The organism is Nostoc sp., from assembly GCF_036917355.1.
In the GTDB taxonomy this organism is placed as follows: domain Bacteria; phylum Cyanobacteriota; class Cyanobacteriia; order Cyanobacteriales; family Nostocaceae; genus Nostoc.
In genome coordinates this window covers 314,908-334,758 of sequence record NZ_JBALDP010000061.1, presented here as the reverse complement: position 1 = coordinate 334,758, position 19,851 = coordinate 314,908, and the positions used below count along the sequence as shown (strand labels likewise).

General features: G+C 41.0%; 19 protein-coding genes, 1 tRNA gene and 1 pseudogene. 9 read left to right on the top strand and 12 right to left on the bottom strand.

Features of this window, described 5'->3' with window-relative positions; all coding sequences use genetic code 11:
- Positions 1-206: pseudogene (locus V7K53_RS18595) on the bottom strand (photosystem II D2 protein (photosystem q(a) protein)); the annotation flags it as partial.
- Positions 207-580: 374 nt separating this feature from the next.
- Here V7K53_RS18595 and V7K53_RS18590 point away from each other — a divergent pair.
- The 8 genes from V7K53_RS18590 to V7K53_RS18555 all read left to right on the top strand — a co-directional run bounded on the left by V7K53_RS18590 (position 581) and on the right by V7K53_RS18555 (position 7,045).
- The gene (locus V7K53_RS18590; RefSeq protein ID WP_012410874.1) at positions 581-853 is read left to right on the top strand and encodes a hypothetical protein; all 273 of its coding nucleotides are present in this window, start codon (positions 581-583) and stop codon (positions 851-853) included.
- Between the two features lie 13 nt (positions 854-866).
- Positions 867-1,544 carry an ABC transporter ATP-binding protein gene (locus V7K53_RS18585; RefSeq protein WP_335198937.1) on the top strand — a complete coding sequence of 226 codons (678 nt, stop codon included), beginning with the start codon at positions 867-869 and terminating at the stop codon, positions 1,542-1,544.
- 264 nt (positions 1,545-1,808) lie between these two features.
- Entirely contained in the window at positions 1,809-2,357 is a 549-nt protein-coding gene (locus V7K53_RS18580; RefSeq protein WP_109011419.1) for an NYN domain-containing protein, read from the top strand.
- A gap of 145 nt (positions 2,358-2,502) precedes the next feature.
- Positions 2,503-2,574, top strand: a tRNA-Asn gene (locus tag V7K53_RS18575).
- A gap of 72 nt (positions 2,575-2,646) precedes the next feature.
- Entirely contained in the window at positions 2,647-2,769 is a 123-nt protein-coding gene (locus V7K53_RS18570; protein WP_335198945.1) for a hypothetical protein, read from the top strand.
- A 278-nt stretch (positions 2,770-3,047) separates the two neighbouring features.
- Complete coding sequence (locus V7K53_RS18565; protein ID WP_335198936.1) at positions 3,048-4,124, top strand: nSTAND1 domain-containing NTPase; 1,077 nt, start codon at positions 3,048-3,050, stop codon at positions 4,122-4,124.
- A gap of 2 nt (positions 4,125-4,126) precedes the next feature.
- Positions 4,127-6,583, top strand: coding sequence for an AAA family ATPase (locus V7K53_RS18560; protein ID WP_335198935.1), 2,457 nt, complete (start codon positions 4,127-4,129; stop codon positions 6,581-6,583).
- 159 nt (positions 6,584-6,742) lie between these two features.
- A complete protein-coding gene (locus V7K53_RS18555; RefSeq protein WP_335198934.1) occupies positions 6,743-7,045 on the top strand; it encodes a hypothetical protein in 303 nt (100 codons plus the stop codon).
- Between the two features lie 122 nt (positions 7,046-7,167).
- Here V7K53_RS18555 and V7K53_RS18550 read toward each other — a convergent pair whose 3' ends face one another.
- The gene (locus tag V7K53_RS18550) at positions 7,168-8,007 is read right to left on the bottom strand and encodes a M56 family metallopeptidase (protein WP_335198944.1); all 840 of its coding nucleotides are present in this window, start codon (positions 8,005-8,007) and stop codon (positions 7,168-7,170) included.
- Positions 8,007-8,426 carry a BlaI/MecI/CopY family transcriptional regulator gene (locus V7K53_RS18545; protein ID WP_335198933.1) on the bottom strand — a complete coding sequence of 140 codons (420 nt, stop codon included), beginning with the start codon at positions 8,424-8,426 and terminating at the stop codon, positions 8,007-8,009. Before V7K53_RS18545 ends, V7K53_RS18550 begins: the two co-directional genes overlap by 1 nt.
- 330 nt (positions 8,427-8,756) lie before the next feature.
- On the opposite strand from V7K53_RS18545, the gene V7K53_RS18540 reads away from it, so the two are divergent.
- Positions 8,757-9,497: a 2-phosphosulfolactate phosphatase family protein gene (locus V7K53_RS18540; protein ID WP_335198932.1), complete on the top strand. Its 741-nt coding sequence runs from the start codon at positions 8,757-8,759 to the stop codon at positions 9,495-9,497.
- 76 nt (positions 9,498-9,573) lie between these two features.
- Here the strand turns inward: V7K53_RS18540 and rfbD are convergent, their stop codons facing one another.
- The 9 genes from rfbD to V7K53_RS18495 all read right to left on the bottom strand — a co-directional run bounded on the left by rfbD (position 9,574) and on the right by V7K53_RS18495 (position 19,832).
- On the bottom strand, positions 9,574-10,464 hold the full coding sequence (gene rfbD, locus V7K53_RS18535; protein WP_335198931.1) for a dTDP-4-dehydrorhamnose reductase: 891 nt from the start codon (positions 10,462-10,464) through the stop codon (positions 9,574-9,576).
- A gap of 164 nt (positions 10,465-10,628) precedes the next feature.
- Complete coding sequence (rfbC, locus tag V7K53_RS18530; protein WP_335198930.1) at positions 10,629-11,174, bottom strand: dTDP-4-dehydrorhamnose 3,5-epimerase; 546 nt, start codon at positions 11,172-11,174, stop codon at positions 10,629-10,631.
- Between the two features lie 113 nt (positions 11,175-11,287).
- Positions 11,288-12,364 carry a glucose-1-phosphate thymidylyltransferase gene (locus tag V7K53_RS18525; RefSeq protein ID WP_335198929.1) on the bottom strand — a complete coding sequence of 359 codons (1,077 nt, stop codon included), beginning with the start codon at positions 12,362-12,364 and terminating at the stop codon, positions 11,288-11,290.
- A 102-nt stretch (positions 12,365-12,466) separates the two neighbouring features.
- Entirely contained in the window at positions 12,467-13,561 is a 1,095-nt protein-coding gene (locus tag V7K53_RS18520) for a glycosyltransferase family 4 protein (protein WP_335198928.1), read from the bottom strand.
- Positions 13,561-14,721, bottom strand: coding sequence for a glycosyltransferase family 4 protein (locus V7K53_RS18515; protein WP_335198927.1), 1,161 nt, complete (start codon positions 14,719-14,721; stop codon positions 13,561-13,563). The genes V7K53_RS18520 and V7K53_RS18515 overlap by 1 nt, the downstream gene beginning before the upstream one ends.
- Positions 14,722-14,729: 8 nt before the next feature.
- Positions 14,730-15,701 carry a GDP-mannose 4,6-dehydratase gene (locus V7K53_RS18510; protein WP_335198926.1) on the bottom strand — a complete coding sequence of 324 codons (972 nt, stop codon included), beginning with the start codon at positions 15,699-15,701 and terminating at the stop codon, positions 14,730-14,732.
- 342 nt (positions 15,702-16,043) lie between these two features.
- A complete protein-coding gene (locus V7K53_RS18505) occupies positions 16,044-16,412 on the bottom strand; it encodes an EamA family transporter (RefSeq protein WP_335198925.1) in 369 nt (122 codons plus the stop codon).
- 39 nt (positions 16,413-16,451) lie between these two features.
- Positions 16,452-18,758, bottom strand: a complete 2,307-nt coding sequence (locus tag V7K53_RS18500; protein ID WP_335198924.1) for a hypothetical protein — start codon at positions 18,756-18,758, stop codon at positions 16,452-16,454.
- Between the two features lie 99 nt (positions 18,759-18,857).
- Positions 18,858-19,832, bottom strand: coding sequence for a glycosyltransferase (locus V7K53_RS18495; protein ID WP_335198923.1), 975 nt, complete (start codon positions 19,830-19,832; stop codon positions 18,858-18,860).
- Positions 19,833-19,851 lie beyond the last annotated feature (19 nt).

The window sequence follows — 19,851 nt, the reverse complement described above, 5'->3', positions numbered from 1 at the left end:
CCTTCTAAGTAGGAGGAGGCTAATCCGTGGGTGTACCAAGAGGTTACGAAGGTGGTGCCGGTCAGCCAACCGCCTAGTGCTAGGAAGGCGCAGGGGAATAATAGTATCCCTGACCAACCTACGAATACGAAGCGATCGCGCTTGAGCCAGTCGTCGAGAACGTCAAACCACCCTCTACTAGGGGCACGTCCAACTGCGATGGTCATTAGAGCAAATCTCCAAATGTTTATAAGTACAGGTTGTATCTGTATTATAGATGGCCATATAAAAGCCTTCTATAAGCAGAAAGTTAACCAGGTTCTTAACCAAGTTTACAATTTTTTACACACCTTTAATCATATTAGGTGTAAATCGCTAATTTTTCTAGGGGTTTTGTCATAAAAATTAATTTTTTATCTCAATGAGATGCGAGAGATGTGATAAACCGCGTTTCTACTGGGGAGTGGAGGGAGAAAGGAGAGTGGAAAGTTAGTTGACAGTTTTCCACTGTTAACTGTGAACTAACTGTCCAATACCCATTTCCCTAGAATCAGTCAGCTGACGCTAAAATGAGTCCACAGTTAAATTTGATTATTGCTAAATGTTTACCATCGATTTAAGCATCAGAAACACTGCTTTCCCAATCTCAGTACAACGTAAGTCAGCAGAGGATGCTGAGGCTGTCTATCAGCTAATTTTGGCTGCAATCCGTTCTGGGAACCCTGACATTGTAGAACTCAAGTGCGAAGGCAAGACAGAGAAAAAAATTGCTGTCCGCGCTAGTGAAATTTCTGGGGTGCAGATTGTTCAGAAAGATGGTACAACCCCTGGTGGCGGCAGACCACCTGGCTTTTTCGCTGTAGCTGCTGAGTAACCAAGGTTGACAAATGGCTCAAGTGGGCATTGAGGTCAAGGATTTAAATTTCAGCTGGCCTAATGGAGAGAAAGTGATCAAATCTTGCTCTTTAAAAGTACCCAAGGGTGAGTTTTGGATGCTCTTGGGTACAAATGGCAGTGGAAAATCTACTTTACTGAGACTGCTGGCGGGGTTATTAGCTCCTGAATCTGGCGAAATTCGGGTTTTGCACCCTGTTGGCTTTGTCTTCCAAAATCCGGATCATCAACTGGTGATGCCAACAGTTGGTGCTGATGTGGCTTTTGGATTGGTGGAAGAAAAGTTACCATCTGCTGCTACCAGAGCAAGAGTTGAAGAGGCGTTAGGGGCGGTGAATTTGCTTACCTTGCAACGACGCCCTATTTATGCACTTTCTGGGGGACAAAAACAGCGAGTCGCGATCGCAGGTGCGATCGCCCGTCGCTGTGAAGTTCTATTATTAGATGAACCCACTGCTTTACTAGATCCAGATAGCCAATTGGATTTAGTTGCTGGTGTCCGCCGCCTTGTCAAAAGTCGAGGTATTACAGCCCTTTGGGTGACACATCGATTAGATGAGCTAAATTACTGTGATGGCGCTTTCTTGTTAGAAAAAGGCTCTCTGGTTGATAGTGGTGAAGCCGAACGTCTCAAACAACGTCTGATGGAGGTACAGAGCGAAGCCTCTTAAGTCAGTGCTGAGTGCTGAGTAATGAGTAATGAGTTAATAAGTAAAATTCATTCTACTTAGCACTCCTGAATACTACTAAGAAAGAACTGTAACGCGCCTTTTAAATAAAGGCGCGTTTTAAGTTGGTGCGTCTATCTGAGGCTTGAGTTTTGTGAGGTTGCCGTATTTTTTATTCTGTGTAACATAGTGTTACAGACTATGCATCAATTATTATAAAACTTATGAATGAATTTTGTTAACTCTAGAAAATTGTGATTAAAAACCATGCCCCGTTCCTTACTCCAAGCCGTTTTGTTAGTGGACGGCTACAATATCATAGGCGCTTGGCCTTGCCTTAAAAAAACGCGTGATAGCGTTGGATTAGAGGCCGCACGGGGCGAGCTTGTGGAAGCGATGACTGGTTATAGTGCGTTTCAAGGTTACACAACTCAGATAGTTTTTGATGCCCAATATCAAAATTGCTCTAGTAATAAAGAAATTATTACTGAGCTTTTATCTGTTTATTACACTGATTTTGGGCAAACAGCAGATACTTATATTGAGAAATCCTGCGCTTCTTTTCGCCACCAAATAGCCCAATCTTTGATTTCTCGTGTGATTGTTGCTACATCAGATCGGGCACAGCAGTTGATGATCCAAGGGTATGGGGCTGAATGGTTGTCAGCACAGCAACTCTGCGGGGAAGTGGAAGCCACTGTCTGCCGGATGCGACAAAAGTATCATACGCGCAAACAATCTAAGAGTAGGTTTTTAGCTAATGCCATTGATGCTAAAGCGCGGCAGCGTCTGGCTGAATTACGAATGGGATTATAGATATTTAGTATCTAAGAGTCTCTGCTTAAGTTCCTGAATCGATTCTGGCTGCAAATAATTCTCTAAATTAAGTTTCTAAAAAAAATATTGGCGAAAGTACTTGCCAAATACTATTTTTAGCCCTAATATTATAAATCGTGAGTGGTCCTCAGTAGCTCAGTGGTAGAGCGATCGACTGTTAATCGATTGGTCGCTGGTTCGAATCCAGCCTGGGGAGTTTTTAGATTTTGGATTTTAAATTTTGGATTCTAAATTATCCATTTGAGACTTATGGTCGCTTGACTCGACTGTGACGTTTCTGAATTATGGGTCTTTTGGTGCTTGTCCTAAACAAGTGCTGGAGTTTCAGCAAAGGCTGCGATCGCAGCTCGAACAGGAACCCTTACGCTTTTTGGGTTGGCAAAGGTATTAAAGGGATTGTGCTGTTAATCTAATTTAGGAAATTGGCGATCGCATCAAGGGTATGTTTTGCACTTGTAGCAGTGAACATTGGCCCATCTGCCAAATAAATATTTTTATTAGATGCCACGTTTAAGGCAAGACACGCGATGAATCGCCGTCTCTACAAATCGGTTGTTCGTAGAGACGGTGATTTATCGCGTCTTTGCGATCTGCAAAGAGATTATAGGGCTAGTGCTATTCTTTTAGGTGATTGCACTTAAAATTGCTGAAACTAGGATAACGCTTTACATGACTTCTGGAGCGCTGCCTGCCAATCCTTTTGTAGCTGCGGGGATGATTGAAGACCCCAGGCTGTTTGTCGGTCGTAAAGATGAATTACACGCGATCGCATCTCGGATGAAGGGCGATCAGCCTACAAGTATTAATATAATTGGTGACAAGCACATTGGTAAATCTTCGTTGCTGCATTATTTCGTTCGGACTTGGCAGCAGCGAGTATTAAACAACAGCAGTAATTATGTGGTAATTTATCTACCGTTACGGGGTGTAGATTGCCAAACTGAAACGGGTTTTTATGAGGCTGTAGCTGAAGGTTTACTGAATCACGTTCAGGGATGGCAACAACGCAGTCTGCAAAATCCTTGGAAGACTAAACCGCTTAATCGTCAAGCTTTTTCAGATGCGGTTAAGCAATGGAAACAGCAAGGAAAGCTACCTGTTCTCTGTTTGGATGATTTTGAAAGCCTTTTGAAATATCCCGATAAATTTGATAATGGATTTTATGACAATTTGCGATCGCTGATGGATAGCAACGCCTTGATGCTAGTGGTGGCTTCCCGTAAACAACTGGATGTTTATGCTAACGAGCATCGGTTTGTCTCTAGTTTTTTCAATATTGGTCACACTATTTCTTTGAATGAACTAACTACAGATGAGGCGATTGAACTGTCGCGCTTACCAACTCGCTCTACTAATGGTGCAGCTTTGAGTGTAGACGAACAGAATCATGCCCAGCAATGGGGCGATCGTTATCCTTACAAGTTGCAATTGGCTGGTTACTATTTGTGGGAAGCACGTCAACAAGGCAAGCCAATCAAGTGGGCAAAACAGCAGTTTGACCAACAGCTTGCAAATCCTAAATCTAAAGCAAAAGGACAACGATGGCAATTATGGCTGCGTTGGTTAGTTTGGGATTTGCCAGTGCGTCTAGGGAAAATACCCAAATTCATCGGTGCAACGGTAGGTGATATAGGCAACTGGATTACTGGGTTAGTCATCCTGCTTTTACCAGTTTTGGTTTGGGTGGGTGTGCTGCACTGGAATGAAGTTTGGGATTTTGTGCGTGAGAAGCTGGGGATAAAGTAGCAATGAGTAACGCGTCTCCAGCATCAGGCTTTTGGAATTATGTGGCTGAATGCTTGCGCCTGCTGTATTGGGTTTATTTCAAGCCTTTTACCTTTGAACGTTGGTTGCGCGATATCCATCCAGAACTGAAGCCGAGAGATAACCCCTTTGATAAACGGGCTGAATTTCGTACTAACCCCTGCCTGTATTGCTATGCTGGGCAGGTTTGGTGGGTAACTGCTGTAGTTCCAATGTTTGCCGTGTTGCTGGTGGCATCAGTTTACACTCTGATTAATGGTGAGTCATTTAACTGGTTTAAAAGTTGTGTTTTTTTGGTGGGCTATTTTATAGGAAGAGTTCTAGACCGTGGCAGTAACAAAAATAGAGTAGTTATTTTCCTGGTTATTGCCCTTAATATATTTTCGGCAGTTCAATTTTTATCAGGCGTGGCGTTCGGCGTAGTGGGACGCGTGGCGGTAAGCGTGGCGTTCGGCATGGTGGTAGGCGCATCCCTCAACGTAGTGGGAGGCGTAGCTTTCGCCGTAGCTTTGACCGTAGTTTTCGGCGTAGCGTTTGGCCTAGCGGTAAACGTGGCGGGCAACGTAGTGTTCGGCGTGGTGTTCGGCCTGGTGTTCGGACTGGCGTTTGGCCTGGCGCTAAACGTGGCGCTTGGCCTGGCGGTAAACGTGGCGGGCAGCGTAGTGTTTGGCGTGGTGTTCGGCGTGGTGTTCGGCGTGGCGTTCGGCGTAGCAGTAGGTGTGGTGTTCGGCGTTGCGTTCGGCGTGGCGTGGATTTTGGGTATGTTGCGGGTTTACTTCTGGTTGCCAGAATTACTATGGATACTCACCCTGTTCTTGTTATCTCGCAATGGAAAGCAAGTAAATTGTTTGCGATATCTGCCTCCTCGCTTTGATGAATTAATTATTTTGCCTCTGCCTTTCATGGATGTGATGATTGTAGAGGCTTATCGAAACAACCCAATCACTGCCCGTGAGACTATTAATTATCTAATTACATCCACCAATCAGCAAAAAGTTGCAGCACAGGCAATTTTTGGTATTGCTGTAGATATTCTCAATCGTTGTCAGAGGTTGAGCAATATTGTAGACATTGCCAACCAATTAGCGTGGATTCCCTCACCACCACCAAAAAAACTTGGCATTATACTGCCCCAATTTTTGGAAATCAGCCAGAATGTACGGGCATCACAAGAAGCAACTTCACTTTATCGTCAATATGAGTTACTGAACATTCCCATTACTGCATTACGCCAACTGGGGCAAAGTCTAGCTTTGGCTAAAGATGCTCGCGTTGCTGTCTCTTTTGGCAACACTGCACAAAGCTGGCTAACTATACTAGAAACGGCGCAGCGCACTTTAGAGGAACAGGCACAGCAATCAAAAGAAATTCGACAAGTTTATATTGCTGGTAACTCGCTAGACCCGGAAACAGCAAAGAATCGTTTCAAAGGGCGAATTGATATATTTCGGGAAATCGAATCTTTGGCGCTTTCTGAGCAACCGCCAGTGTTGTTACTCTATGGAGGGCGGAGGACAGGGAAAACTTCAGCGCTGAAATATCTACCTTACAGAATACAAGCAAATATTGTACCTTTGCTGGTAGATTTACAGGGTGCAGCATCAGCCACAACCTTAAAAGGATTGGCTGAAAATTTAGCTCAACAAATTATCGAAGCTGCACGGCGATTACCCCGCACAGTAAACTTACCTTATCCAGATGCCAAGAAACTAGCTGAAGATCCATTTCCCGCGCTGCAAACTTGGTTAGCAGAAATAGAACGCAACAACTCCGGTAAGCAATTTCTCCTCTGCTTGGATGAATATGAACGCCTGGGTGAGGTGGTGGAAGCAACAAGCAGCCGTGTGCCACTCAATTTTATTCGTAACCTGTTGCAACACCAACAGAAGTGGATTTTACTTTTTAGTGGTTCCCAGGAGTTATCTGAACTTGATGATTACTGGAGTGACTATCTAATTAACACCCGTGCTTTGCGAATGACTTACCTGCACGAGTTAGAAGCCCGCGATTTGATTCAACAGCCAGTAGAGAACTTCGGCGATATCTATGAACCAACGGCTGTAGATGAAATTATCCAAGTTACTCGCTGTCAACCTTATCTCGTTCAGTTGGTGTGTTATGAGGTGGTGGAGTTGCTAAACCGCGATATCAGAAGAAACAGGCGAGAAGCAGATACAGCAAAAGCTACTGCACAGGATGTTAAAGAAGTTATACCTGTTGTGCTGGAGCGAGGCGATCAGTATTTTCGGGAATTATGGAAGAGTTTAGCAGAGAGCGATCGCTCTTTCCTACGCCGGATAATCTACGGAGAAACTCCCACGCAGCAAGACAAAGGTGTTATCCGCAAACTAACGCGAAAAGAGATTTTGACTCCAGAAGGCAATGCTTTTCAAGTGCCTTTGGTGCAAAAGTATATAGAACAGTTGCTAGAAGAAGAGTAATATAACAGTCCTATAGTGGTTCTCGCTTGGGTGCAGTACATTTTTGACCTCTCTCCAAACCTCTCTCCTAAAAGGAGAGGCTTTGAATCTTACTCCCCAACGCTAGAAGGGAAGGGGCTGGGGGTTAGGTCTGTATTCCATGCAAATGTCGCTACAGTCATGATGGAAGTTACTACAGCCTGCGCGAAACACGAAAACGTCAAAGCAGAAGTTGCTACAGCTTGCGCAAAACACGGAAACGTCAAAGCAGAAGTTGCTACAGCTTGCGCGAAACACGGAAACGTTAAAGCAGAAGTCGCTACAGCTTGCGCAAAACACGGAAACGTCAAAGCAGAAGTCGCTACAGCTTGCGCGAAACACGGAAACGTTAAAGCGGAAGTTACTACAGGGAAGGCAGAAGTTGCTACAGACATGACAAATGTCGCTACCGTTGCAGTTTTGGGCTGTAGTAGCTTTTTATAGCAGTTGAAATATAGTTTAGAACATAAACCGATCGTAAAACGCCGACATCAAGACACTTGCAAGCCCATTGCCCATTGCCTATTGCCTATTTCCCATTGCCTGTTCCCTGCTATAAATTCAAATTAACTATGAAATATCACAGTCAGTAGAGGTAAAAACGCCAACAGAAAGCCATGCCAAGATTGTAATTGAGCTTCTGGGGTTGGTTCTGGTGGTGCTAATAGAGCTTCTACTCTTTGTTCTAATCGATCTGCACCAGAGGAACCTAATGCAGCACAGCAAATTTCTGATAAAACGGGGCCGCTACTAACCACTAATAAAAGTGATTCTGCTAGCACCAGAGGGTCTACCTGCAATGCTGCATAACCATCGGCACGGAGTTCGCGCAAAGCTAACAGTTCTTCCCACAAAGGCTCTGTATTTGGCAACCATGCTGTGCAAGAACGCACCCAACCCAGCCAGAAAAACCAGAACGTATCCCTGTAATGGTGATGCCCTTGCTCATGGGCTAAGACGCTTTCTAAATGAGCAGGTGAGAGAGTTTGCACTAATCCTTGGCTAACCACTAATTCTGGTTGCCAAAAACCGATTTGACCGGCGAACAACGCGCCTGTTTGCAACAGTCTGGCTCGTCTATCGCCAACATTCACTAAGGGGCAGTTACGGGCAGATTCTACAGACTGCCAACCCTGGAAGGCAAGTTTAATGCATGAAATGGCAAAAAATGCCAAATAAATTAATGCAAGTAAATAGCTAATTGAGCCTGTATACATCCCCCCCATTTGCCCTTGAGGCCCCATGAACAGCACAGCGATCGCAGTCATGAAAATTAGCAAAGGCGGAAAGAGAAACAAAAATAGCGATCGCTGCCACCGCCGACTCCAATTGCCTTGGGGTTGATTCCAAGTGGATCTTAACCACCAGGCAACTGCCAAAGCATTTAAAATCATTATCAGATGCATCATTCTTCCTCCCTGGCTTGGCGTGCAGATTGAATCCGTTTGGCGATCGCTGCTATTTGCTCGCTAGCTGCTTCATCCAGACTATCAGCAAAGGCAGCAACAACATCGGGATTCCCCACTGCCAAAAATCGTTGTAACTGCTCGTGAGCTTTGATCACATCTGATTGCTGCTTACTCAGCATTGGCCGCCAATAGAATGCCCGCTCCTTCTTATCGCAGGTCAGCCAACCTTTATCAGTGAGGCGACGTAAAACTGTGGTTACAGAAGTATACGCTAATTCGCGGTTGGGATCGGCGAGAATGCGATCGTGTACATCCTTGACTGTGGCTGAACCAAGCTCCCAAATGATATTTAAAATTTCCGCTTCTAACGGGCCTAAAGATAGTTGTTTAGGGCGGTAGTCGGGTAAAGGTGCCATAGCGATTTTCGATTTGGGATGAGCAAAGTGGAGGGAAAAACTTTAGTTTCTATTTGGCAAGTTTAGTCAGGATGTGTAGTGGTGCTAACTTGAAATACCAAATACAGCTTGAGAAAACCTGTTCTTGTTTTAGATTACAGGATAGTGCAGCAAATCTGAAAGTCTAAAAGCATAAAAATAGACTTTTTGAGTATTTTTGTATTGAATAGGTTACATCGTGCATATTTGATGCTAAAAAATTGTTTGCGAATAATTGTGACTATAGTTAGTGACACCAACTAGGTAGAATGTTATTTTCGGCAGTAGTATTAAAACAGGTGTATCCAGCCCGTGAAGTTATTCGTATACCACACTCCTGAATTGACTCCAACGGATAAAGCGCCAGAATGTGCGATCGCAGTCGATGTCTTGCGAGCTACTAGCACAATTGCGACTGTCTTGGCATCTGGAGGCGAAGCTGTACAAGTATTCAGCGATTTAGATCGGTTAATTGAAGTTAGCGAAAAATGGCCCCCTGAAAAACGTCTGCGGGCTGGAGAACGCGGCGGTGCGAAAGTAGCTGGTTTTGAGTTGGGTAACTCTCCTCTCGACTGCACACCAGAATTAGTAGATGGGCGGCGTTTGTTTATCAGTACCACAAATGGCACTCGTGCTTTACAACGGGTACAAGATTCCCCAAATGTCTTAGCAGCAGCCTTGATTAACCGGGCGGCGGTGGTGCAATTTCTCTTAGATAAGCAACCAGAGACAGTGTGGATTGTCGGTTCCGGTTGGGAAGGCAGTTATTCCTTAGAGGATACAGTTTGTGCAGGTGCGATCGCTCATAGTATTTTGCAACAAACCAAGTTGTCACCTGAAGAACTAGCTGGTAACGATGAAGTAGTTGGTGCGATCGCTCTTTACTCTCAATGGCAAGATAACTTATTAGGATTACTTCACCAAGCTAGTCACGGCCAACGATTGTTGCGTCTTGACTGTCACGAAGATTTAAAATATTGTTCCCAAACTGATATTTTAGATGTCTTGCCAATACAACATGAAACGGGAGTATTAAAAAGTCAAAAGAAATAGGGAATGGGTAGTGAAGAAGGGAATAGGGTACAGGTTACAGGGTATAGATTATTTTCTATTACCTGTCACCTATCCCCTAATCTTCATGCCCAATTTTCAAATCTGTGAGCATTTGCCGGAGTCTTTGTCGCCAATGGGGTGGATAAGTCTCTAGAATTGTGGCAATTTTTCCACAAGCAAGGACAGAATAAGCAGGGCGACGGGCTGGTGTTGGATATTCGGCAGTTGTAATGGGGACAATACGTTCAACTTTCAAAGGGAAGCCTAGTTGTTGTGCTTCTTCAAAAATAGCGACAGCAAAATCATACCAGCTAGCAACGCCGCTATTAGTGTAGTGATAAGTGCCGCTAATTTCTGGGGTTAACTGGGGAATCGTCTGGGCTATAACTGCCGCTATATCTTGCGCCCAAGTCGGGCTACCAATTTGATCGGCGACAACACGGAGTTCTTGGCGTTCTGCACCTAGTCGCAGCATGGTTTTGACAAAGTTATTTTTGCCAAAGGTTCCATAAACCCAAGCAGTGCGGAGAATGAGATGATGGGCGCAAGTTTCTTGAATAGCTTCTTCTCCAGCAAGTTTGGTTTTACCATAAACACTCAAAGGATTAGTCGCATCGGTTTCTTGGTAAGGGCTACAGCCATTGCCATCAAAAACGTAATCAGTTGAAATATGAATTAAAAAAGCTCCTAATTTTTGGCTTTCTTGGGCAAGAATTAGGGGTGCAGTCGCATTAATAGCGGTAGCAAGTTCGGGTTCGCTTTCGGCTTTATCTACAGCAGTATAAGCGGCGGCATTAATAATGATTTGCGGCTGCTTGAATCTGATAACTTTGCGGAGGGTATCAGGTTGAGCAAGGTCTACTGTTGGGCGTGCTACTGAGATAACATCGCCATAAGATGAGAGTATTTGTTGTAGTTCCTTACCCACTTGACCGTTTCTACCAATCAGCAAAATTGATTTTGTCATTTGTCATTTGTCCAAGAGAAGCCACGTCCACTCTTTAACTTGGTTTGAATTAGTTCGATGAAAGACAAAGTTTTTCCACCCACTATAAAAGTAAGCTTACGGTATAGCAAGAGGCTGGGTGTCTGACAAAATCCAATGACCAATGACCAATGACCAATGACTACTTAATCAAATACTTCAGCAGTTCTGAAAGATTTACCTGCTTGGTCTTTAGGTGATAAAATTGGTGGTTCACTCAAGGGCCAATCTATCTCTAAATCTGGATCGTTCCATAGAATTGTGCGATCGCTTCGGGGCGCGTAGTAATCTGTAGTTTTGTAGAGAACTTCGGCTATTTCTGAAACTGCCAGAAAGCCGTGAGCAAAGCCTGGTGGTATCCACAGTAGACGTTTGTTTTTAGCACTGAGTTCATAACCTACCCACTTACCGAAGGTAGGCGAACTTTTTCTAATGTCTACGGCTACATCAAAAATCGTGCCAACAATCGCCCGAATGAGTTTACCTTGGGGTTGTTGGATTTGATAGTGCAATCCACGTAGGACGTTTTGTTTAGAGCAAGAGTGGTTATCTTGGACGAAGTTCGTAACAATCCCTATCTCTTGAGCAAATTTTTGGTGGTTGTAAGCTTCAAAAAAGAAACCGCGATCGTCTCCAAATACTTGGGGTTCGAATTGGATAACTTCGGGAATTTTGGTATGTACAATGCTCATTAATATTACAAGTAATGTGCCACAGTCTTAATTAGGAGAATAATTTAATACTTGTATTCTACAGGTATTAGAATAAGATTTTGACTGTAGTTTTTTTGTTTTGAATAAGTAAATCACGTTAGTTCAATTTGACAGTCATCGCCAATCATAAATCGCAAGGCTTTAGGGCGACGGGGTGCAAGATTCAATTGTGCCCTTTGTCCAATCACACTATCAATAATGCGCTGATGAATTCCGGCAATTTTAGCACCTTCTAAAATAACGCTGTGTTCTAAATCAGTATCAATGAGTGTGACATTGTTAGCGATGCTACTATAAGGGCCAATAAAACAGTTTTCTAAATGACAATTGCTACCAATGATTACTGGCCCCCGAATTGTGCAGTTAATTACTTTAGATTTTACCCCGATTTGGACTCGTCCAATAATCTGACTTTGGGCATCAATTTCGCCCACAACTGATGCTGTCAGATAGGTATCGAGAATCAATCTATTAGCTTCTAATAAATCATCTTTTTTACCAGTATCTAACCACCAGCCTTGGAGATTGTGGGCTACAACCTGCTTTTGCTGGTTAATGAGGTATTGAATAGCATCAGTGATTTCCAACTCGCCTCTGGTGGAAGGTTGGATATTTGCGATCGCATCATAAATGAGGTGAGAAAAGAAATAAACCCCTACCAATGCCAGATTTGAGGGAGGAACTTTCGGTTTTTCAATTAACTGTAATACCCTTCCTGTTTCATCCACCTGAGCCACACCAAAGGCACTAGGGTTAGCAACTGAACGTAAGAGAATCAAAGCATCTGGCTGCTGCTGGCTAAATTGTTGCAGAAAGTAACGTAACTCACCTAGTTGAATCAGGTTATCGCCCAAGTACATGACAAAGGGAGAATCTCCTAAAAAAGGACGAGCGATTTGGACGGCGTGAGCAAGTCCAAGTGGCTGATCTTGTACAATGTAGGTGATGTTTGCTCCAAATTTTTCTCCATTTCCGGTTTTCCCTTGGACTTCTGCCCCGGTTTCTGGACTGATAATGATGCCAATATCAGTAATACCAGCCGCAACCATTTCTTCAATGCCATACCATAAAACAGGTTTGTTAGCAACTGGAACAAGTTGTTTTGCCCCGCTGTAGGTGAGGGGACGTAAACGTGTACCTTTACCGCCAGAAAGAATTAGTGCTTTCATAGTGCTTTCATCAGGATTTAGGATTAATTACAAGTCATTAGTCAAGATAATCTGAAATCTTGACAAAATCCCAAATCATTGCATTTAAATTATGGCGTTAGTTTATAGGTAACGAGATAACACTTCGGCGGTTGCTTTTCCTGTTTTTTCCCAACTGAATTTTTGAGAGTGAGTGATACCTTGACTAGAAAGGCGCGATCGCAATTCTGGATTAATTGCAATAGACTGCATCGCCTCTGTAATTTCTCCAGTGTTGTAGGGATCGATTAGAATCGCCGCATCGCCAGCCACTTCAGGTAAAGAAGAGAGATTGGAGGTAATGACGGGAGTACCGCAGGCCATTGCTTCGAGGACAGGTAAACCAAAACCCTCCCAGAGACTAGGAAAAACCAGAGCGATCGCTTGATTGATGATTTTTGGTAATTCACTGTAAGGAACATAGTCAAGGAACTTCACCTGATTAGTTACATCCAATTCTGCAACTTGCACTTTTAAAGTCGGGGTGTAACGCGAATCAATTGGCCCTACTAACCATAGTTCATAGTCTTTGCAGTTAGGTAACGCCGCAAAAGCACTGATGAGTCGCTGGATGTTTTTGTAAGGATCTTGGCGTCCAATGTAGAGAAAGTAGTTGCTGGTAGGGAGGTTGAGATGATGGAAGTGAGTGCGATCGTGCGCTAAAGGAATCGGAGTAATTTTACTGGCGGGAATTTGGTAAAAATCAGTGATGTCTTTAGCCGTAGTCTGGGAGATGCAAATAATGTGTTGTGCTTGCTTAAGAACTTGGGGAGTGTAGTAGCGATGGTAGGGTGTAAGTGGTGAAAAGCGTTTGCCAAAGCGCAACGGTATCATGTCAAAAGATGTGACGACAAAACGGCAGTTACTATAAAGAGGTGCTTCCGGCAGTGGGGAGAATAAAAGACTTGATTTGAGGTTTTTATATATTTGTGGTAATTGAAATTGTGTCCAGATGAGGCGGTTAAAATGACCTTTTGTACCGCGGTCTGGTGCTAAGTTTGACGGTATTGGATAGCAGTCAAAATCGGGATATTTTTGCGCTACTAATAGGGTAGGTTGCAAAGATTTTAAATAAGGAAAAAGGTTTTGAGCATAGTTGCCTATACCTGTTGGTTTAGACAATAGAATAGATAAATTAATAATTAATTGTTTGGCAGAGGTATTATCTACTATTTTCATTAAATAATGGTTCTGTAAGCGTTTAATGTTTCTTTTGCCGTTCTTTCCCAAGAAAATAATTTTGCTCTAGCTTTCCCTTTATTAATTAATTCTTGGCGTAACTGGGAATCACTGATTACTTTCAGTATGGCTTCCCCTAGTTGGATAGGGTTACTAGGGTGAACTAGTATAGCAGCATCTCCTGTAACTTCTGGAATTGAGGAAGTATTGGAACCGATCACAGGAGCGCCTAGAGTCATTGCTTCCAATACAGGTAAACCAAACCCTTCGTAGTGAGATGGATAAACAAAGACATCAGCTTTTGAGTAAAATAATGCAACTAATTCATTAGATAGGTAATTAAGATGATGAATTTGGTTTGCCCAAGGGGAATTTTCAATAGCTGCAAATATCGGTTTGTAATTCCATCCTTTCTTACCAATTAATATTAATTGGTGTTCAATTTTATATTTTTCTTTTAAAAAATTAAAAGCTGTGATTATAGTATTAATATTTTTTCTTGGCTCTATTGTGCTAACAAAAAGTAGATATGGCTTGGAAAAATCATAACTAGCTTTTTTTTCTAGTTCTTGGGCAATTTCCTCAGACAAGTAATTAGGATAGTAGCGACTAGCTAAAGGTGTGACATATACTTTTTTGGGGTCTACTTGCAAATATTCAATAATATCTTTTTTAGAGCTTTCTGAAATTGTTAAAACTAAATCTGTCCACTGTAAACATCGCTTTACTTTTTCTGAATATGTTTTTACCACTGAATCTATATAGTGAGGATATCTAATAAAAGTCAGATCGTATATATTCATTACCTTTAAACTATTTTTACAGGGATAAACCGAGTAATTTGTACCATGTAATATATCTGGAAAACCGAAATATTTTTCAAAGTAAGATAAACTAGGTTTAAACTCTAAAGCTAACAATAAATCTGAAATTCTTACAGGTAAAGGCAGAACATATTGTTGAGAAGAATGTTTAAATAATTTAGGAAAACTGAAGTCACCTTGAAGCCAATTTTTTAACCCTGGTTGATACACTACTCCTAACTGAAAATTTTCGTCTTTTTGTAATACATCAAGAGCGCATATCAAATTAGCAACATAAAAGCCAACCCCACTGGGTTTTGAATCCACTGGGGTGGCATCAACTACAATTTTTAGCATCAGAATATTTAAGCTCCGCCGTTGCTCAATTTTTTTAGATCGTAATCAACCATTAACTCAACCAATTGCTCAAAGGAATGCTGAAGCTGCCAACCTAACTCCGTCTTAATTTTATTAATGGAACCAACTAACTGCACTGGTTCATCAGAGCGATAAAAAGCAGGATCGACTGAGACATAATCTTGCCAGTTTAAACCAACGCAGTTAAAAGCACACTCAACGAGTTCTCTGACAGAGTGAGTTTCACCACTAGCAATGATATAGTCATCAGGTTGTGCTTGCTGCAACATCAGCCACATAGCGTAAACAGCATCCTTGGCGTAGCACCAATCACGATGGGCATCTAGGTTGCCTAATTTTAGTTCATTTGCTAAACCTAGTTTAATTTGAGCAGCTGCATGGGTGATTTTGCGAAATACAAATTCTGTCCCACGTCGAGGCGATTCGTGAGTATAAGTAATACCACAGCAGTTGTAAAGGTTGTATTTCTCTCGATAGTTGACAGTCATCCAATGAGCGTATGCTTTGGCAACACCATAAGGATTCCGCGGACGAAAGGCAGTGCGTTCAGTTTGAGGTGATTCATCAGGTTGACCGAAGACTTCACTACTAGATGCTTGATAGAATCTGGCATCAGGTTTGCAACGACGAATAGATTCTAAAATACGGGAGACACCAAGGGCTGTATATTCAGCGGTGAGAGCAGGTTGTGTCCAAGAGAGAGGAACATAGCTTTGAGAGGCGAGATTATAAATTTCGTCAGGTTGAGCTTCGGTAATCACATCCATTAAAGAAGATTGATCTAAAAGGTCGCCAGATACAATTTGAACATTGCCTGAGAGGTGGTTAATGCGCTCTAAATTGCTTGTGCTGGAGCGGCGGACTAAGCCAAAAACTTCGTAGCCTTTAGCAAGAAGAAGTTCAGCTAGATAAGAGCCATCTTGTCCTGTTAAACCTGTAATTAGGGCTTTTTGAGTCATTTGCTATAACAAAATTATCAAGATTGTGGAGATGTTAGCTATAAGGTATCAAAATTAGTAGGGTAGCAATTAATATCTCTGGTTAAAAGTATCATATCGATAATAACTATATGAGCATCTATGCAGAATTCTGCTAAAGGGAGACATTCTCGTTATATACACTTTTTTGATGAGATTAAACAAAGCATTTTCTTGTCAAAAATGCTAATTCCCAACATAAGCTTAAACGCTAGAGTGCCTTATGGTTATTCTATCTTTTCAAAGCATATTCTAGAAATAGAGCGCCTATATGTCTTTTTATTATTGATTCTTTGATAAGGTTCACTTAGATGAAAGTGGGTTTTATTTTTGCCAAATTACCAAAATAACTCCACCCACGATAAAGCTCAAACCGATAAGACGGGTTATGGGAATAGCTTCTCTAAATATAAAGTAACCTAACAGAACCGAGAAAACATAAACTAAGGATATAGATGGGCCGGCAATACTCAGACTGACTCTGGTTAAAAGCATGATGTATGCTAGCGCACCCAGACCGTAACACGCTAGTCCTAATACAAGTTCAGGTGTTGTAATGATACTAAGAATGTGACTAACAGCATTTCCAATATTTACTCTACCTAACTTTAGCGCACCTGCTTTTAAGAAAAACTGTCCTCCTACACTGGCAAGGACTGACATTAGCAATAAAATAAGTTCTTGTGATGTCACCGAAATATCCTTTAGATTTTTTAATTGCAATTTATATTGCTATTCCTCTTCAATTGCAAGTTGCGTAAAATTAACAGTCATCTTGCGCTCATCATCTGGTGCAAACGTAACTTTCCCATTATTCCAATCTTTGTATTTAAAAACTACTGTATTCCATCCTGGAATACTTTTAAATTTAAGTCTACGCTTAATATTAGTATCTTTGCTGAGATTAACTAGTTTGTCCAAAGTTACTCCATTAGCTTCCACAAAAACATCCTGTCCATTAATTGGATTCATAAAGCTGAAAGCTAAGGTTACTGATTTAGAATTTGGCAACTTAAATTTGAGCAAAGTTTCTGGACTTAAACCCCAGCGCCATGTACTGCCTTGATGAGTCTCTATAGTTAGCCCCTTTAGATTTAAGCCATAGGGTACTTGAAACTTAATTAAGTCAGCTTCAGACAAATCTAAAAAAGGTTCAAACTTCAGGTGACTTCCCAAGTTTAAGTTCACTTGATTTCTTAATTGAGAAGATTTGGGTATAAATTTAACTAGACCGGCTCCAGGCACTTTTGTTTCTACAGTTGGCTTGCCGAAGCGTGTATAAAAATTGTTAACACAATCTTGTGGTAAAAAATCTAGATAAAGATTAATTCCTGCAAAGTCATTCAGCTTATAAAAATCTGTAAAAAAAGTCCATTCCTCTGAACTAAAACAGCGTTTTTGATGGCTTGCGTTGAAAATATCTTGAATGTCAGGAGCAAAAAGTTTATCCCAGCCAGCATCAATATATGGTTGGATTTGAGAAGTATGTAAGCGTCCAAAATAGTGTCCCATAACCTTTTTATTATGAAATCTTCTTAAACTAGAAATTGCCATATTCTTTGAATAATATGGGCAAAGACTGTTTCCACCTACTGCATTACCTCCTATTACACAGAATGGCCAATCTAGAACTGCTTCTCCTGGTTGTTTATTAACATAGTTCATATATTGAAGGAAGTTATTGTCCAAGGAGTAGAAAGGGTGAGCGCTTAGTTTCAGTGAATAAGCAGTATAAATCTCAGTGCAAGCCAAAAATACTAAGAGCGCTGACAGTAGCCGTCTATTATATAAACGTAAGCCATTCAGATTGATATTTAGAGCAAAAATGCAAAGTATGATCGGGTAGAGAACAGTAAAACGACCTTGAACGCGACTGAAGGCAAACCAGGGAAATATTTTCAGTATGGGAAAGTGAATCGGGTGGTAAAGCAGACAAAGAAGAAAAATCAGCAGTAGAGGTATAAAAATGATAATTTTTTTGCGCCCTTGCCATAACCCGACAGATGCGATAATCAGTAAAAACCAGCCTGGACTACCAGCACCTAAACCTTCTGGTGAATCGTTAAAGAATTGATCGAGATTAACTTGTCCTGGGTTAAAAAATGGTAGAAAAGGAATTAGTATTCTAAGAGGATTAGCCCACCAAGCTCCAGCAGGAATTTCAGTAAAGTCAAAGCTTTTTGCTTCTCTCGCAATTTGTAAAATTAGGGGTAAATTAATAAAGCTTGAAATCACCCATAATCCCAGTAAAGCTAGGGATACGCGGGAATGGGCAAAAAACTCATTTTTATAATTGACTGCTGTACTTTTGATAAAGCTTACTAAACTCTGTTTTTTATTTTTAAAATACCTGTAACCAATCAATAACGCAGCAAAAATAGTAGAAATTGTAAATGACGTTAAAGAACAACCAGCTATGTATCCTAATTCTTGTCCTAGAGATAAAATAAGTAAACAAACTCTTAATAAAATAAGTCTTAGAGATACATACTGTCCCGATATTACTCTTTTGAGTATGAGGAAATCAGTGATTAAACTAAGGGCAGTCCAATGAAATACTGAATAGCCGAGATGCGCTGGATATTGATGAATTGCGTAGAAGCTAAAGAAGGGAATCAGGAAACCAGCCCCACTAGCGCGGGCAAAGCTATAATCTTTGAAAAGCAGAATGAAGGTTCCGATACCTGTAAGCAAAACGCTTAAAAGATAGTAGATTTGTATCCAGGGACCAATTCCAAAAAATGAGTAAAAGATACCATAAAAAATATCTCTTTCAATTGACCAAGGCTGAAAAACACTACTAGTTCCGTAAGGATAAAATACCTGATTATTAATAAGATCCAGATGAGGAAATGGTGTAAAGCTTATATTATTTTTTAGGTAGAATCCTGCATACTCCCATTGCTCTGTATCACCAAATCCAACAAGTGGCTCAGATAAATTTTTGATAATTAATACACTAAAAGCCAGAGCAACGCCAGAAAAGGCTAATATTGTTAGTAGAAAATTTATATTTGTTAAATGTAATTTAAATTTCATGGTTAATCTTTCATAATTCTGTACAAGATTATCTTTCTAATTTGAGTGATTTGACTTGCTTCAAGCTTGATAAAGAGCAATTACTGAAATCAAGATAAATTAAGATTTAGGAATAATTTGTTGTACTTTTAAAACTAAATATTGATAATCTCTCTGTGGTAAAAAGCCAAAACTATTTCTTCCGCTCAGAATCAAAAATACAAAAGAAAGAGATATAGTCAAAGATTGTAGTAATATAATGAAAGATAGTCCAGCTACATAAGGTGCCCAATTAGGAATAGCTACTCTAATAAGTATAACGATTGTAATGATAGTAATACTGAGCAACATTAGTAATAAGGTTGCAATCAGAAATCTAACACCTATAATGTCCCCATATACAGAAATGGCGCTGAGTCCATGTATCACTAAAGATACGAACTTCATTTTTGACTGTCCAGCTAGACGTACACCACGATTACAGGGAATTTGTGTCCAGGGTATTTTTGCTTTCAAAATTCCAGCAGTATAGTGGTTCCATATTTCTGAAACAACTACAAGTCTGGATAATATCCTGTGAGGGATAATACTGAAATTTCCTACATGTATTTCCTGGCCAGTTAGTAAATGATAAAGCAATTGGTAAATTTTATAAAATACCTTGAATATCTGATTTTCAGAACGCTGATTCCTTCGAGCAAAAACAATCTTTTTATATCCTTCTGCCCTACACTTATCTATGAGTCTTAACACATCTCGAGGAGTATCTTCTCCGTCTCCATCCATCACAACAACTGCTTGACATATTATATTGGCTTCAATATAAGCTAATCCAATAGCAATGGCTCTTTGATGCCCTAAATTTCGCTTCAGTTCTAGACAGTTCACTTTTTGAATAGCGTTAAAATGTGCAAACATAAAACTATCATGAGCAGGTATGGTAGATGCGTCATCTATCACCAAAATTTCACATTTCATTCTTTCATTACTCATAACTTTGTCTAAATTTATGAGTAAAATATCTAATGATTGCCAATCATTAAAAACGGGAATTACTATCAATATTAATTCATTGATAGATTTTTCATCATTCATGATTTATAACAACCTATTA

Coding starts and splice junctions, on each gene's coding strand:
- V7K53_RS18590 (WP_012410874.1), top strand. CDS start 581: ATGTTTACCATCGATTTAAGCATCAGAAACACTGCTTTCCCAATCTCA.
- V7K53_RS18585 (WP_335198937.1), top strand. CDS start 867: ATGGCTCAAGTGGGCATTGAGGTCAAGGATTTAAATTTCAGCTGGCCT.
- V7K53_RS18580 (WP_109011419.1), top strand. CDS start 1,809: ATGCCCCGTTCCTTACTCCAAGCCGTTTTGTTAGTGGACGGCTACAAT.
- V7K53_RS18565 (WP_335198936.1), top strand. CDS start 3,048: ATGACTTCTGGAGCGCTGCCTGCCAATCCTTTTGTAGCTGCGGGGATG.
- V7K53_RS18560 (WP_335198935.1), top strand. CDS start 4,127: ATGAGTAACGCGTCTCCAGCATCAGGCTTTTGGAATTATGTGGCTGAA.
- V7K53_RS18555 (WP_335198934.1), top strand. CDS start 6,743: ATGATGGAAGTTACTACAGCCTGCGCGAAACACGAAAACGTCAAAGCA.
- V7K53_RS18550 (WP_335198944.1), bottom strand. CDS start 8,007: ATGCATCTGATAATGATTTTAAATGCTTTGGCAGTTGCCTGGTGGTTA.
- V7K53_RS18545 (WP_335198933.1), bottom strand. CDS start 8,426: ATGGCACCTTTACCCGACTACCGCCCTAAACAACTATCTTTAGGCCCG.
- rfbD (WP_335198931.1), bottom strand. CDS start 10,464: ATGACAAAATCAATTTTGCTGATTGGTAGAAACGGTCAAGTGGGTAAG.
- rfbC (WP_335198930.1), bottom strand. CDS start 11,174: ATGAGCATTGTACATACCAAAATTCCCGAAGTTATCCAATTCGAACCC.
- V7K53_RS18525 (WP_335198929.1), bottom strand. CDS start 12,364: ATGAAAGCACTAATTCTTTCTGGCGGTAAAGGTACACGTTTACGTCCC.
- V7K53_RS18520 (WP_335198928.1), bottom strand. CDS start 13,561: ATGAAAATAGTAGATAATACCTCTGCCAAACAATTAATTATTAATTTA.
- V7K53_RS18515 (WP_335198927.1), bottom strand. CDS start 14,721: ATGCTAAAAATTGTAGTTGATGCCACCCCAGTGGATTCAAAACCCAGT.
- V7K53_RS18510 (WP_335198926.1), bottom strand. CDS start 15,701: ATGACTCAAAAAGCCCTAATTACAGGTTTAACAGGACAAGATGGCTCT.
- V7K53_RS18500 (WP_335198924.1), bottom strand. CDS start 18,758: ATGAAATTTAAATTACATTTAACAAATATAAATTTTCTACTAACAATA.
- V7K53_RS18495 (WP_335198923.1), bottom strand. CDS start 19,832: ATGAATGATGAAAAATCTATCAATGAATTAATATTGATAGTAATTCCC.